The 15,246-nt window shown below is 40.2% G+C and carries 10 protein-coding genes; 8 read left to right on the top strand and 2 right to left on the bottom strand.

Annotation, left to right across the window (positions count from 1 at the left end):
• Positions 1–218 precede the first annotated feature (218 nt).
• From WA1_RS39970 to WA1_RS39955, 4 genes are all read left to right on the top strand, one after another.
• Positions 219–809 (top strand): helix-turn-helix domain-containing protein, encoded by a 591-nt coding sequence (locus WA1_RS39970; protein WP_017748593.1) that lies wholly within the window; start codon positions 219–221, stop codon positions 807–809.
• Between the two features lie 12 nt (positions 810–821).
• Complete coding sequence (locus WA1_RS39965; protein WP_017748592.1) at positions 822–3,620, top strand: peptidase domain-containing ABC transporter; 2,799 nt, start codon at positions 822–824, stop codon at positions 3,618–3,620.
• Between the two features lie 118 nt (positions 3,621–3,738).
• Entirely contained in the window at positions 3,739–5,280 is a 1,542-nt protein-coding gene (locus WA1_RS39960) for a beta-barrel domain-containing protein (protein WP_017748591.1), read from the top strand.
• Between the two features lie 133 nt (positions 5,281–5,413).
• Positions 5,414–6,196: a peptidylprolyl isomerase gene (locus WA1_RS39955; protein ID WP_017748590.1), complete on the top strand. Its 783-nt coding sequence runs from the start codon at positions 5,414–5,416 to the stop codon at positions 6,194–6,196.
• A 124-nt stretch (positions 6,197–6,320) separates the two neighbouring features.
• Here the strand turns inward: WA1_RS39955 and WA1_RS39950 are convergent, their stop codons facing one another.
• Both WA1_RS39950 and WA1_RS39945 read right to left on the bottom strand, forming a co-directional pair.
• The gene (locus WA1_RS39950; RefSeq protein ID WP_017748589.1) at positions 6,321–6,524 is read right to left on the bottom strand and encodes a hypothetical protein; all 204 of its coding nucleotides are present in this window, start codon (positions 6,522–6,524) and stop codon (positions 6,321–6,323) included.
• 403 nt (positions 6,525–6,927) lie between these two features.
• Complete coding sequence (locus tag WA1_RS39945; RefSeq protein ID WP_017748588.1) at positions 6,928–7,140, bottom strand: hypothetical protein; 213 nt, start codon at positions 7,138–7,140, stop codon at positions 6,928–6,930.
• A 1,818-nt stretch (positions 7,141–8,958) separates the two neighbouring features.
• Between WA1_RS39945 and WA1_RS39940 the strand changes: the two genes are divergently transcribed.
• The 4 genes from WA1_RS39940 to WA1_RS39925 all read left to right on the top strand — a co-directional run bounded on the left by WA1_RS39940 (position 8,959) and on the right by WA1_RS39925 (position 15,151).
• Positions 8,959–9,579, top strand: a complete 621-nt coding sequence (locus WA1_RS39940) for a helix-turn-helix domain-containing protein (protein ID WP_017748587.1) — start codon at positions 8,959–8,961, stop codon at positions 9,577–9,579.
• 13 nt (positions 9,580–9,592) lie between these two features.
• Positions 9,593–12,685 (top strand): peptidase domain-containing ABC transporter, encoded by a 3,093-nt coding sequence (locus WA1_RS39935; RefSeq protein ID WP_017748586.1) that lies wholly within the window; start codon positions 9,593–9,595, stop codon positions 12,683–12,685.
• 16 nt (positions 12,686–12,701) lie between these two features.
• Positions 12,702–14,225 (top strand): beta-barrel domain-containing protein, encoded by a 1,524-nt coding sequence (locus tag WA1_RS39930; RefSeq protein ID WP_017748585.1) that lies wholly within the window; start codon positions 12,702–12,704, stop codon positions 14,223–14,225.
• Positions 14,226–14,362: 137 nt separating this feature from the next.
• The gene (locus tag WA1_RS39925) at positions 14,363–15,151 is read left to right on the top strand and encodes a peptidylprolyl isomerase (protein ID WP_017748583.1); all 789 of its coding nucleotides are present in this window, start codon (positions 14,363–14,365) and stop codon (positions 15,149–15,151) included.
• Positions 15,152–15,246 lie beyond the last annotated feature (95 nt).

Genomic DNA, 15,246 nt, shown 5'->3' with positions numbered 1-15,246 from the left:
TTCTAAAATCAAATGTTTATACCAATTTACAAAGTCATAGATATAAATTCTCATAACGAGCAGAGCCGCAACGCTAAAGATTGAAGATCGGCTTTGTGAGTCATAGAGACTTGGTATGCTACGTTTTTACATAGCTCATAATTTACGACAATTTGTGTATTTGAGAATATTTTAACCTGAAAATGTTCCTAAACACAGAAGATAATCATTAGTAAAATATGAACAGTATAGACAATATTCTTGAAACAAATGGTCAGGCGTGTAATAAATTTTTAACACCTTTTCAGCGCAAGATTCTACTGAAAAGTTGGCAAACCAATTTACAGCCAGAATACCGTCGAAGATTGGAAATTATGTTATTGGCAGACCAGGGTAAATCGCAAACCCAAATCTGCGAGATGTTGGGTTGTTCAAAAGAGATGGCACGTTACTGGAGCACTGTGGCAAAAGCAGGACTGGCACATAAATGGCAAGAACAACCGAAAGGTAGACCCAAGACAGTGAATGACCAATACATTGAAAGATTAAAAGAATTAGTAAGTGATAGCCCTCGTGAGTATGGCTATGGATTTGATACCTGGACTGCTCAATGGTTAAGCAAACATCTAGCTCAAGAATTGGGTATTGAAATTAGCGATCGCCACATCAACCGCTTGCTGAAAAAGATGGGACTTTCCAAGAAACAGAAAAGCTCTTCTAACAAACAAGCAATGGAGCAGTCAAAGGATAGTGTGATCGCGATCGGTGACTTGCAATCCAACTTTGAGCCAACTTTCCATTGGTCATTCAATTTAATTCAGAACAACTAACCACTAACTAGTATGCTATCAGAGTTTTCTCCACAACAACTAGGTCAACAACTCATCAGTATTATAGGTGAGCAACTTCCAGAACAGGAACTGGCTTCATACTTGGCAATGATAGAAATTATAGAACCACCAGCAGCAAAGCAGTTCTGGCAATCAACAGATACTTATGTGGGAATTTATATAGTCCTTGCTGGTAAAGTGAGACTGCTGGATAGTTCTGGTAATTTAATCTCTACCCTTGCAGTCGGAGCATCATTTGGCGAAGTAACTCTTTTTACAAAAGAAAATTTCAGTCCATATACTGCTAGAGCCTCATATAAATTGAAGCTTTGCTATCTTAACGAAGAAATTTTGCAGATTTTAATAAGTAAATATCCTAATATCCAGGCTCACCTATTGGCTCGTGCAGAAAGTTGGGATTTGCTCATTCGTTCTTACCAACAACAAGCAGATACATCTTATACAAAGGATGTATTGATGACCTCTAACTCAAAGATTGATGACCAAAAGAGCCATCACTACGATTCTTTTCCAAAAGTCAATCGGAGGAAAGTCATTCCATTTCCCGCGCAGACAGTACCACAACCAAAACAAAAAAAACCGCGTCCTTACTTTCCTAGTCCCAAAGTCAAAGTGGGGCAAATGTGGGAACGACTGACCCGGCGCTATCCGTTCTTTGAACAACAAAGCCTTGCAGATTGTGGTGTAGCCTGCTTAGTGATGATTGGTCGCTATTGGGGAAAACGCTTGAGCGTCAATCGATTGCGAGATTTAGTCAATGTCAATCGCAGTGGTGCATCTTTACGTGCATTAGCAGCCGCAGCAGAAAGCATTGGTTTTGCTACCCGACCTGTAAAAGCTAGTCTCGATAAATTGGCAGAACAACCCCTACCTGCGATCGCGCATTGGGAAGGTAAACATTACATTGTCGTCTATGAAATCACTCCCAAGCAGGTGATTGTTGGCGATCCGGCTGTCGCTCAACGCAACCTAACCCATGCAGAGTTCAACACTGGCTGGACTGGTTATGCGTTGTTATTGCAACCTACAGCAGTACTCAAAGAAAGCCAAGAAGCAAGTACACCATTCTGGCAGTTGTTCGAGTTAGTCAAACCACACACCACTGTGCTACTAGAAGTATTCATGGCTTCTGTGTTTATTCAGGTGTTTGGGCTAGTAACACCGTTATTTACCCAGTTGTTATTAGACCGAGTGATTATTCAAGGTAGCACCATAACCTTAACTGCTGTTGGTCTAGGCTTGGTCATTTTTGGTTTGTTCCGCGTCGCCATGAACGGACTACGACAATATCTGCTGGATCACACTGCAAATCGAGTCGGAATAGCTTTGCTGGTGGGTTTTATCAAACATACCTTCCGCTTACCCTTAGCCTTTTTCGAGTCCCGTTACGTCGGCGATATTATTTCTCGCGTCCAGGAAAATCAAAAAATTCAGCGCTTTCTTACAGGAGAAGCACTGTCAATCATTCTCGATTTGCTGACGGTGATTGTCTATATAGGATTGATGTTCTGGTATAGCTGGCAGATGGCATTGCTAGTGCTATTGGTTATACCACCTTTTTTTCTACTAACTCTCGTAACCACACCTTTACTCCGTCGTATCAACCGTGAGGTGTTTAATGCCTTAAGCGAAGAAAACAGTTATTTGATTCAATCCCTCACAGGAATTCGTTCTATTCGGTCAATGGCAATTGAACAAACAGTGCGCTGGCGGTGGGAAGAACTTCTGAATCATTTGACTAAAAAAATGTTTGGCGCTCAAGTCGTTGCAAACCAACTGCAAATTTTCAGTTCTACCATCGAATCATTGGCAACCACAGGATTACTGTGGTTTGGAGCATGGCTCGTGATTCAAAACCAACTCTCCATTGGGCAACTCGTTGCTTTCAATATGCTGTTAGGCAACGTCATTCATCCTTTCCAGCGTTTAACAGTACTGTGGAATCAACTGCAAGAAATTGTTGTAGCCACTGAGCGGATTAATGATGTTCTAAAAGCAGAACCAGAAGAAGATTTACTTTTATCACCCCGCGAGTCCTTACCAAAACTTCGCGGTCACATCCGCTTCGAGAATGTCACTTTCCGCTACCACCCAGAAAGCGACACGAATATACTGGAAAACATTAACTTTGAAATCCAGCCCAAACAAACTGTAGCGGTTGTAGGACGTAGCGGTTCTGGAAAAACAACGCTTTCTAAATTAATCTTGGGGCTATATCCTCCCACTACAGGTAAAGTCTTAATTGATGGTCACGATGTGGCTCATATTTCTCTCAAATCGATGCGTTCTCAAATGGGTGTTGTTGACCAAGAGACTTTCTTATTTGGCGGTACAATTCGAGAAAACATTAGCATTGCTCACCCAGAAGCTACTTTAGAAGAAATTACTGAGGCGGCATATTTAGCAGGGGCAGATGAATTTATTCGACAACTACCACTCCGATACGAAACTCAAATCGGTGAAGGCGGTGGAATGCTCTCTGGCGGTCAACGCCAACGTCTAGCGATCGCCCGTGCATTGTTAGGTAATCCACAGTTCTTAATTTTTGATGAAGCCACCAGTCACCTAGATGCAGAATCAGAACGCATCATTCAGAACAACTTGAAGACCATTCTGAAAGGACGTACTAGCTTGATTATTGCTCATCGCCTCTCTACCATACGCGATGCTGACTTGATTCTAGTGTTAGACCGAGGGATTTTGATCGAAAGCGGTACCCACGATGAATTAGTCGCGAAAAAAGGACATTATTACTACCTCAACCAAAAACAACTTGCTCAAGTGGTTTGAGTCATTTGTCATTTGTCATTTGTCATTTGTCATTGGGTATTATTCTTTCCCTCACTCCCTCACTCCCTCCTTACTCTCTACTCCCCACTCCCTACTCCCCACTCCCTACCCCCTTCATATGGCTAATCCATCTAATAATTCATCATCAATATTCTCTCCATCTGACGATCGACAAAGAACCGATACTGTCTCTAATTCAGTTAAGGAACATCATCCTGTAGAAGATCGCGCCAATGATTGGTCTTACGGTACTGAGGAACTTTTAGATGCTTTACCAAAACGTTGGACTCGCTCTTTGCTGTATATGCTTGTGGTCTTTAGTGCGATCGCTTTACCTTGGGCGATGTTCTCAAAAGTGGATGAGACGGGAAGTGCTAGAGGACGTATTGAACCATTAGGCGCAGCGCAAAGATTAGATACTCAAGTCAGTGGAAGTATCATTGCGGTTAAAGTCAAAGAAGGAGAGTCAGTAAAAGCAGGACAGGTTTTAGTCGAACTGGAATCGGATGTCCTAAAAACCGATTTGCAACAGACACGCGCAAAGCTCGAAGGACAACAAAATCGGCTGGCGCAGCTGCATTTACTCAAAAACCAACTGCTACTGGCAATTAGTGTCCAACAACAACAAAACCAATCTCAGGAATTAGAAAAGATTGCCCAAGTTAATCAAGCAAAGCAAAACTTGGATGCAAAACAGAGTACCTATAACTTACAAAAATTGGAGAAACTCGCTTTAGTTGACCAAGCAAAGCAAAACCTGATTTCTAGCCAGACTGTCTATCAATTAGCTAAAACTCGTTGGAGTCGGGATTTAAAAGAAGTCCAACGCTATCACAAACTTTTACAAAAGGGCGCAATTCCCGAAATCAAAATTGTGGAACTGAAAAAAGCAGCAGAAGAAAGCCAACGATTGCACGAGCAAACTCAATCGGATATTAAACAAGCTCAGTTGCGTCTAGCTGAAGAGCACAACCGCTATCAGGCGATTATACGCCAAGCACAAGCAGATATTGAACAAGCAAAACTGAGACTTGCTGAGCAACAAAGCAGTTATAAAAGTGTGCTTCATACTGGTAGGCTGGCTCTGTTGAAAAATCAGGAACAACTCAAAGATCTGCAAACACAAATAACTAGCTTGCAATCTGAGATTGCTCAAACAAACAGCCAGATAACATCCTTAAAGCTTCAGTTAGAGCAGCGAGTTGTTAAATCTCCTGTGGATGGAGTGATTTTTGAGTTACCTATTGAGAAGCCAGGAGCCGTAGTACAACCAGGTGAGATGATAGCCCAAATAGCTCCCAAAGACACTCCTTTTGTACTTAGAGCCTCTATACCCAGCCAAAATAGTGGTTTCTTAAAAGTAGGAAATAAAGTAAAAATTAAGTTTGATGCCTATCCTTTTCAGGATTACGGAACAGTATCCGGACGCGTCAGTAGAATTTCACCAGACTCCAAAATTCAGGATACAAATGAAGGCAAAATGGAAACTTTTGAATTGGATATTACTCTAGATTCGTCTGATATCCAAGCTGGTAATCTACGTATTCCTTTAACTCCCGGTCAGACAGCGACAGCAGAAGTCATTACTCGACAACGCCGGGTGATTGATTTTATCTTAGACCCATTTAAGAAGCTACAAAAAGGTGGCTTAGAACTTTAGTAGGGGCGCAATGCCTTGCGCCCGTACAGTGGTTAGCAATGCCTTGCGCCCATACAGTGGTTAGTGGTTATATTCAACTAACAAACAACAACCAAAAACTAACAACTATCAACTATCTTTGGAGAATTAAATCATGTTAAATTTCTTGAATATATCCCTAAAAGACATCATTTTTCAATTAAAAGTTTCCTATCAAATTCCAGGATTAGTAGAAGCGATCGCTGCTCGTAAAATTATTATAGATACTGCTCAAAAAGCAGGTATTAAAGTCGATATCACCTCACTACAACAAGCAGCAGATAGCCTGCGGTTAGCTAATAATCTACTAAAAGCCGAAGATACTTGGATGTGGCTACAAAAACATCATCTTACCTTAGAGGAGTTTGAACAATTAGCAGAAATAAACCTGTTATCTGCAAACTTAGCGAGTCATCTATTCGCTGACAAAGTTGAACCCTTCTTTTACGAACACCAACTTGATTACCTTGCAGCCGTTACCTATGAAGTTGTCTTAGACGATGAAGATGTAGCTTGGGAAGTTTTTTATGCTCTGATAGAGGGCGAAATGAGTTTCCAAGAATGTGCTCGCCAATATATCCAAAATCCAGAACTACGTCGCGCTGGCGGGTATCGTGGTGTGCGGTACCGCAGCAATTTTCCAGCAGAAATTGCTGCTCTTGTCTTTGCTGCAAATCCCCCTCAGTTACTCAAACCCATTGTTACCTCTAAAGGTGTCCATCTCCTCAGCGTTGAGGAAATTATTCAACCAGAATTAAACCAGCAGCTACGTTTGAAGATTATGACTGATTTGTTTTCTACATGGTTAAAGGAACAAATTGCGGAACTAGAAATTGTCACGCAGCTTGAACCAGACTCTTATTCTCAAACCTTTCCAGAACTTCTAAAACTGGCTTAGAAGCAATTTATAATGTGTTAGCAGAAGCGGAACGTATCTACGTTATCCTATAAGATTCAGATAAGCTCAGTTTAAAAACCCGGTTTCTTATTCAAGAAACCGGGTTTTTACATTTGAGATTTTTTTATGTTGACGACTTATCTGTGATTATCAGGTAAATCAGATAAGCTGCAAATGCTTTTAATAATGTGGTGGCAAATATTTTAAAAGGATTTCCACCAAAGACAGATGCAGACTCATTTTCAGACAATTCACTCAGAAAAGTATCAGAAGAAGATAACATCTGGTCATTAGGACGACGTAAATCAGAAATTGCAATTTTAGCCATGATTGTTCTTAAATTAATGATTAAAGATCTGTACTATTTCTGTCCTGCCTGAAGATTACCTATTTGAATGAACCGCAAAGACGCAAAGGACACAAAGAAAGAAGAGAAGAAAATAAGTAATCTTGTAGCGATATGGGAGTAGTCTTATCTTTGAAGAACTTTGGAAGAAGAGTGATGAGAGTTTCTTTAAAATAGCTGATTGTAGAGGTTTAAAATCTCAACGCTTATGAATTGCTTGTTTTAGATTGGGGATTTTTACCCCAACCTAAAATCAAACGTCTTCCTTTTTTCTTCATTTAATCAGAAGGTAAGTTATACCATTTATGGATAAACTTGCTGCATAAAAAATTAATTAGCAAAAAAAATAAAGTAGTATAACATCCCTGATTGTTTGCGTTCTCAATTATTTGACCAACTGGTAAATCGCTAAAATTCCTGTTCCTTTCAAGAAGGTATCTTGCAGGATTTTAGCTATTTCTACTGCAAAAGCACCGTAGCCCAGTACAAAAGAAGTGAGCGCATCACCACCGTTAACACAAGTAGTTTCTGTTTCAGCGACTTCATTGATAAAAGATTTTGAGTCTACTGTTAATTCAGAAATTGTGATTCTAGACATAATGTTTATCTCCTTAAGTTGTCTTGTTGTTTGGCTTAAGCACTTGTTTGCTTCAGCCATGTTTATATATTTAATGATTTCAAAGGTAAAATCAAGCTTGGATAATTAGTTTTTTGGACACAAATCCAGGCGAAAAAGTCTGTTATTTCTTCTGAGAATGGTCATTTTTTTGAATTACTAAATGTGGCTGTAAGGCAATTTTTTCTTAACAGGCTGCTAATTCATAACTTCACTCAGTTATTCCTCGGCTTTTTGGTTTTTTTTAGGTTAAACTGCATTATCAATAAGACAAAAATCCAGGCTTTTTTGGTCGTAAAACTTCTTTTGTCTTTCTAGTAGTCTGTCAACTTTGATTTGATGGATAACGCCTTTGCCACGAAACCCGGTTTCTTAAAAAAACCGGGTTTCTCAAGTTCCTCAAAAAAACATTGACACTTTACTAGAACACACACTCTATCTCTGCGTTGAGTTTTTGCATCGATGACTGCGATCGCACCTGTGGATTGCGAGACAGAATTTTTGATTATACACTATTTCATGTAATTTAAATACAAGTCAATATATCTTATCAAAGTCCAGCCCAGTTCAGTCAATAATATTTTTCAATTTTCTAAAAAAATGCACATAAACTTTCAAAGTGAATAATTAAATAGTTATATAAACATATAATAATTGATAAATCAATATAGATTTATAAAAGTCTATGTTTAGCGATCAAATTGTGAAAATTCATACTTTGTACATAATATGTTGATTTTTTTATAAAGTTCTCATGAATGTTATATGAACAAATAATTTATTTTTTAAAAAGGCTTGACAAAATGTAGGTAAACGGTGATATATTAGCTGAGATTATCATAATTAATGTCACCGTGCCTGGGTTGTCCATCTTAATGTTGGGTAGTCCGATCGAATAAGAGCAGTAAAGCTTGAATTTACCAAGCTTTGCAAAGTAGACATTTTTAAAGTTGAAGCAGCTCCTTGGGTAATGTCTAGAAGGTTTCCTATGGTAGTCTAGCTAAAGTTATTCAGAAGGTTAATGCTAGCTCTTGAATCTTCATTTTTTCATGAAGGTTACTGAGTTGGTTACAGTATTTTGTTTGTAGCAAGAAGGTGAAAACAGTAGGCTTCTAGTCTAGCCAGCAATTAGATATTGTGTTTTAACCAAGGTAGGAGAAGCTTTGATTTGTTTGGACATCGTTCATCACGATTTTTACGTATCTTAAACAGGGGGGTCTACTACCATTTTATTAAATAACTTTGTGTTTCTTATCTAGTCAGTTCAAGTATTGAACTGTTGATAGACAAGTTTTTTGAGATAAGATCGTTAGAATTTTAATTCAGACCAAAGACTAGGTGCTTTTGGTGACTGTAAAGTTACGCAATCAGTTTTTCCTAACAACTACTAGCGGAATAAATTACCATCATCATTGAGCGATGTCCTCTTAAAATAAGGGCTTGCTATTTTTGTGGAGGAACTTCAGATAGATTCCCCTAGAGTGTCTAGCAACCTTAAGTTGTGCTATTTCGCACAAAAGATTGGCCAATTGTTACAAAAGTTTTGGTGTGAAGGACGTAATCATACAGAATGCAGAAGGGGGAGCCTCCTAAAAAGCCATTCCCAGGCGGAGCTTGGGAACGAGGTGAGGGGTCAGGCTCCTGAATGACTCAACATCCCAAAGCAATAAGGGAATTCCCTAAAATCAGTTACAAATCACTTACGGATGTAGATGTCACATCTTTGCCACAAAGAATTGAACAGACACAGATAATTTACTTATCCACATTCTAGAGTTGACTGTAAGTTGCTCCCGAACTATGTCACATCAATTAAGTCCAACACAGGGTTTTGAAAGCTATGACTTTACTGACAGCAAGTTCTTAACGCCTTTTCAAAGGCAGACATTGCTGAAGAATTTGCAAACTAATTTGCAACCAGAGTACCGACGTAGGTTGGAAATTATGTTACTGGCAGATATGGGGAAATCTCAAACTCAAATTTGTCAGATTTTAGGCTGTTCTCAAGAGATGGCAAGGTATTGGAGTTCTGTAGCAGAAGCCGGTTTGGCACATAAATGGCAAGAGCGACCAATAGGCAGACCTAAGACTGTCAACGATCAATTTATGGAACGCTTGAAAGAATTGGTAAGCCGTAGCCCTCGTGATTATGGCTACCCATTTACGACATGGACTGCCCAATGGTTAAGTAAACATTTAGCTCAAGAATTTGGCATTGAAATCACCGATCGCCATATCAATCGCCTGCTAAAACAAATGGGGCTATCGACGAAACGGAACTGCTCGAGCGACAAAAAAACGACAGATTCTCCCAAGGATACTGGTATTAAGATTTGTGACCTGCAATCCAACTCTGAATCTAGTTTCCATTGGTCAATTAATCTTTTTCAAACAGGTATTCAGAGTAAGTCAATAATTTAATTAAGGAGGGAGAATGCTATCAGAGTTTTCCCAACAACAGCTAAGTCAACAACTTACTGTCAGCTTAGGTGAAACCCTTTCAGAAGAGGAATTACAGAGTTGCGTAGAGGCAGTGGAAATTGTTGAGCCACAGGTGGCCAAGCAGTTTTGGCAAGCAACAGAAGCCAAAAAAGGCATTTACATCATTCTTTCAGGAAAAGTCAGGCTCCTAGATAGCGCCAATGATTTAATCACCACTCAATCAGCAGGTGCGTCATTTGGTGAGTTAACTCTATTTGCGGAAGAAGGCTTTCAGCCTTATGCTGCTAGAGCCTCCACAAACTTAAAGCTTTGCTATCTTAAGCAAGAGATATTGCAAGGCTTGATGAGTAAATATCCCAAAGTTCGCGAGCATTTGCATAGACGTGCGGAGCTTTGGGATTTATTATTGTTGTGTCGCCAAAACTTGGAGTTGACTCGCGATACATCAGTAGAAGAGATACTCAAAGTCTTATCCCTGTTTACGAGATACAGCCTGGAAACTGGTCTTTTGCCACGAGAATTCACTCAACATAGCAAGTTGTGGTTAATTCAGAAAGGGGAACTGCAAAATTCTCAAGGTTATTCCTTGATCCCAGGTAATATTTATGGAACTCATCAAATAGGAAAACGGGAGGTAACTCAACCAACAGTTGTTTACATTCTGAAGGATTTTAACTGGCAAATAGCACTAGAATATTGGCAACAATTAGCAGACTTTGCAAATTGCAAGCAAAAGGAAAACTTAGTTCTTGTTGATGAAAGCAGAATTAATCATCCAAGTCAGCCCAAACAAGAATCCTTACCCTCCTCAAAAAACATCATTCCATTTCCACTTGCACACAGAGAGTCGCAGCAAGAACAGAAGCAAAAGAAACAACGTCCATATTTTCCCAGCCCCAAGGTAAGAGCGGGACAGATGTGGGGGCGTCTCACTCAGCGCTACCCCTTCTATGCACAACAAAGTGCTTCAGACTGTGGTGCAGCTTGCTTAGTCATGATTGGTCGTTTTTGGGGTAAGCGCTTTAGTGTCAATCGGTTGCGGGATTTAGCTAACGTTAGTCGTAATGGCTCAACTTTACGTGCTATGGCAGCAGCCGCAGAAACTATTGGCTTTACGACCCGACCTGTCAAAGCCAGTCTGGATAAGTTAGCACAACAACCCCTACCAGCGATCGCCCACTGGGAAAGTAAACACTATATTGTCATTTATGAAATTACAAAAAGAAAAGTGATTGTCAGCGACCCTGCTATTGGTCAGCGCACTTTAACAAGTGCCCAATTTAAAGAAGGTTGGACTGGGTACGCTTTGTTATTACAACCTACAGCCATACTAAAAGAAGCCTTTGAAGAAACTGAAGGTTTTTGGAGATTTTTCGAGTTAGTCAAACCCCACTCCTGGGTTTTACTTGAAGTGTTTGCTGCTTCATTGTTAATTCAAATATTTGGGCTAATCACGCCATTGTTTACTCAGTTACTGCTAGATCGAGTCATTGTGCAAGGTAGCACCCTCACATTAAACGCTGTCGGTTTAGGATTGCTGATTTTTGGGTTGTTCCGGATTGCTATGACTGGACTGCGGCAATATCTGCTGGATCACACTGCTAACCGCATTAGTCTGGCACTGTTAGTGGGTTTTATCAAACATACCTTCCGCTTACCCTTGTCGTTCTTCGAGTCGCGTTATGTCGGCGATATTATTTCTCGCGTTCAAGAAAATCAAAAGATTCAGCGCTTTCTTACAGGAGAGGCATTGTCAATTTGCCTAGATTTATTGACAGTGTTTATCTATGTGGGATTGATGTTTTGGTATAGCTGGCAAATGGCATTGATAGCGCTTGCGATCGTACCGCCATTTTTTCTACTAGCAATACTGGCTACACCTTGGTTTCGTCGCATCAACCGCGATATTTTTAGTGCCATAGCGAGTGAAAGCAGCTATTTGATTCAAGCTCTTACAGGTATTCGTTCCATCCGCTCAATGGCAATTGAACAAACGGTACGTTGGCATTGGGAGGAGCAATTGAATCATTTGTTCAAAAAAATGTTTGGCGGGCAAGTTGTTACCAACCAGCTACAAATTTTCAGTTCTACTATTGAATCTTTGGTAACAACAGGACTACTGTGGTTTGGGGCATGGCTGGTGATTCAAAATCAACTGACTATTGGGCAATTAATTGCCTTTAATATGTTGTTAGGAAACATTATCTTACCTTTCAAGAGGTTAACGGTTCTGTGGAATCAACTACAAGAAGTCATTATTTCTACTGAACGCATTAATGATGTTTTAGAAGCGGAACCAGAAGAAGATTTACACTCATCATCTCGACGTGTACTACGTAGACTTCGCGGTCAAGTTCAGTTTGAGAATGTGACTTTCCGCTATCACCCAGAAAGCGATATTAACGTGCTGGAAAATCTCAGCTTTGAAATTCAGCCAGAGCAAACTGTGGCAGTCGTAGGGCGTAGTGGTTCTGGAAAAACAACCCTATCTAAATTGATTTTGGGTTTGTATCCACCAACGAATGGCAGGGTGTTAATTGATGGTCATGATGTTATGAACATTTCCCTCAAATCACTACGCCAACAGATTGGTGTAGTGGATCAAGATACATTTTTGTTTGGAGGTACAATTCAGGAAAACATTAGTATTGCTCATCCAGAAGCCACGATGGACGAGATTATCGAAGCAGCACGTCTGGCTGGAGCCGATGAATTTATTCAGCATCTGGCAATGGGTTATGAAACTCAAATTGGTGAAGGTGGTGGTATGCTTTCCGGAGGACAACGCCAACGCCTAGCTATTGCCCGTGCTTTGTTAGGAAATCCTCGTTTTATCATTTTTGATGAGGCTACAAGTCATCTAGATACGCAATCAGAACAGATAATTCAAAACAACTTGAAAGATATTCTTAAAGGGCGTACTAGCTTGATTATTGCTCATCGCCTTTCTACTGTACGCAGTGCTGATTTAATTCTAGTTTTAGACCGAGGTGTATTAGTTGAAAGCGGGACTCACAATGAATTGATTGCTAGAAAAGGACATTACTTCTACCTTAACCAACAGCAGTTGGCTCAAACAAATTGAAAAGAGGGTGATTCTGATGCCAAATCAATATCAAAATTCATTGCTTGCGGAAACGGAACAAGACGAGCTTAATAACTACACCGTCTCCGAGCCAGATACCGTAGAAGATGCCAAGGATTGGTTCTATGGCACCGAAGAACTACTAGACGCTTTACCACGAATCTGGACGCGATCGCTACTCTATTTTTTAATACTCTTTACAGCAATTGCCTTACCTTGGGCAACCCTATCAAAGGTGGATGAAACAGGTAGCGCGAGAGGACGTATTGAACCAAAAGGAGCCACTCAAAAATTAGACAGTCCAGTACTGAGTAGCGTGATTGCTGTAAAAGTTAAAGAAGGTGATAGTGTCAAAGCCGGACAGATTCTGTTGGAGTTGGACTCAGATGTCCTGAAATCAGAACTCAAACAAGTGTTAGATAAACTGGAGGGATTGCAAAATCGGCGAAACAACTTAGATCTCGTCAAAAATCAAGTGCTGCTGTCTCTACAGACTCAGAAGCAACAAAATCAGGCTCAACAACTAGCAAAGCTTGCTCAAGTAGAACAGGCGCAACAGAATTTTAAGACTCTCAAAAGTATGTATAACTTACAGAAAGAGGAAAAATTAGCTAAAGTCAATCAAATGCAGCAAGCTGTTAAATCTAGCCAAGCAGCCCATAAGTTAGCAGAAGTTCGCCTTCAAGCTGCTCAAGAAAAAGTTCCACGCTATCAACAAGCATTTAATGATGGTGCAATTTCACAAGATCGCTTTCTGGAAATAAAACAGTTGGTGAAAGAAAATGATGAGCGAGTTAAGCAAGCTCAGACCGAGGTATCTCAGGCTATATCCAGTTTTCAAGAACAACAAAGCAGTTATAAACGAACTCTTCACCAAGCTAAGTCAGAGATTGAACAAGCAGCACTCCATTTACAGGAAGTACAACGCAGTTATCAAAGTCAGATTCATACAGGTAAACTGACAGAGCTAAAAACAGAGGAACAAATTAAAGAACTGCAAACACAAGTGAATTCTTTGTTATGGGAAAGTGTTCAGACGAAAAGTCAAGTCACATCCATCAAGATTCAATTGCAGCAACGGGTAGTGCGTGCTCCCATAGACGGTGTGATTTTTGAGTTACCTTTATCCAAACCGGGTTCTGTTGTTCAACCCGGTCAAAAAGTTGCCCAAATTGCCCCTAAACATACTACTTTCGTGTTGAAAGCCCAAATGCCTAGCGAGCAAAGTGGTTTTTTGAAAGTGGGAATGCCAGTCAAAATTAAGTTTGACGCTTATCCTTTTCAGGACTATGGAGTAGTACACGGTAAAGTTAGCCAAATTGCACCTGACTCAAAAGTTGTAGAAACAAATCAAGGCAAAGTAGAAACTTTTGAATTAGACATTGCTTTGGAACAACCTTACATCCAAAATGGCGACAAACGGATTGCTATAACTGCTGGTCAGACAGCAACTGCTGAGGTGATTGTCCGTCAGCGTCGTGTCATCGATTTCATCTTAGATCCCTTTAAGAAGTTACAAGCAGGAGGTTTAGAGCTTTAGTCACTCAGTCTTGTGAACTTTGCACCCACAACACTCTTTATAAAAATCTCCCTTCCCTACTCCCCATTGCCCCTTATCCCCAGAGGGGGTACCGAGTTCCCCACTCCCCACTCCCCACATGAAATTGGAGTCATACTATGTCAAACGTCTTGACTGTTTCTGTTTTAGATATCCTCTACCAAATTAGAATTTCATGCCAAATTCCTACCTTAGCCGAAGCGATCGCAACTCGGAAAATCATTATCGATACAGCCCTTAAAAACGGCATTAAAGTTGAGCCAGAAGAACTTCAACAAGCAGCAGACCAAATACGCCTAGCCAATCAACTCACGAAAGCAGAAGATACTTGGGCATGGTTGAACAAGTACCATCTTACTTTAGATGATTTTGAAGACATGGCACACACCAACATACTTTCTAATAAGTTGGCAATTTATTTATTTGAAGAAAACGTTGAAAAGTTCTTTTACCAACACCAGCTTGATTATACTGGAGCCGTAACGTATGAAGTGATTGTAGATGATGAAGACGTGGCATTAGAACTGTTTTATGCCGTGCAAGAAGGCGAAATTTCTTTTCAAGAAATCGTCCGTCAGTACGTCAAAGAACCAGAAGTTCGCCGTGCAGGAGGATATCAGGGTATTCGACGGCGAACGGATTTTAGACCAGAAATAGCAGCCGCTGTTTTTGCCACTACACCACCACAGATTCTCAAGCCAATTGTGACTCAAAAAGGAGTGCATCTCATTTGGGTCGAAGAAATTATTCAGCCTGAGTTAGACGAGCAATTGCGGGTTACAATTCTAGGAGATTTATTTGCAGCTTGGTTAAAGCAAGAAATAGAAAAATTGGAAATTGTAATTCAACTTGAGGAAAAGAATTGTGATGCCAAGGATGATTTGGTGAAATCAATGAAAGCGTCATAGCCTGTTTTTCTGTTATGGCAATCCTATTTGATTTGTAAAAATTTGCGGTATTCCGATCCCGGACTTCTCAAAGAAGTCGGGGATCTAACTTTTGA

The organism is Scytonema hofmannii PCC 7110, assembly GCF_000346485.2.
Classification (GTDB): Bacteria; Cyanobacteriota; Cyanobacteriia; order Cyanobacteriales; family Nostocaceae; genus Scytonema; species Scytonema hofmannii.
This window is presented reverse-complemented; position numbering and strand designations above follow the sequence as displayed.

What these genes read in the sequence shown, in the direction of transcription:
- WA1_RS39970 (WP_017748593.1), top strand. Translation starts at nt 219, where the DNA reads ATGAACAGTATAGACAATATTCTTGAAACAAATGGTCAGGCGTGTAAT.
- WA1_RS39965 (WP_017748592.1), top strand. Translation starts at nt 822, where the DNA reads ATGCTATCAGAGTTTTCTCCACAACAACTAGGTCAACAACTCATCAGT.
- WA1_RS39960 (WP_017748591.1), top strand. Translation starts at nt 3,739, where the DNA reads ATGGCTAATCCATCTAATAATTCATCATCAATATTCTCTCCATCTGAC.
- WA1_RS39955 (WP_017748590.1), top strand. Translation starts at nt 5,414, where the DNA reads ATGTTAAATTTCTTGAATATATCCCTAAAAGACATCATTTTTCAATTA.
- WA1_RS39950 (WP_017748589.1), bottom strand. Translation starts at nt 6,524, where the DNA reads ATGGCTAAAATTGCAATTTCTGATTTACGTCGTCCTAATGACCAGATG.
- WA1_RS39945 (WP_017748588.1), bottom strand. Translation starts at nt 7,140, where the DNA reads ATGTCTAGAATCACAATTTCTGAATTAACAGTAGACTCAAAATCTTTT.
- WA1_RS39940 (WP_017748587.1), top strand. Translation starts at nt 8,959, where the DNA reads ATGTCACATCAATTAAGTCCAACACAGGGTTTTGAAAGCTATGACTTT.
- WA1_RS39935 (WP_017748586.1), top strand. Translation starts at nt 9,593, where the DNA reads ATGCTATCAGAGTTTTCCCAACAACAGCTAAGTCAACAACTTACTGTC.
- WA1_RS39930 (WP_017748585.1), top strand. Translation starts at nt 12,702, where the DNA reads ATGCCAAATCAATATCAAAATTCATTGCTTGCGGAAACGGAACAAGAC.
- WA1_RS39925 (WP_017748583.1), top strand. Translation starts at nt 14,363, where the DNA reads ATGTCAAACGTCTTGACTGTTTCTGTTTTAGATATCCTCTACCAAATT.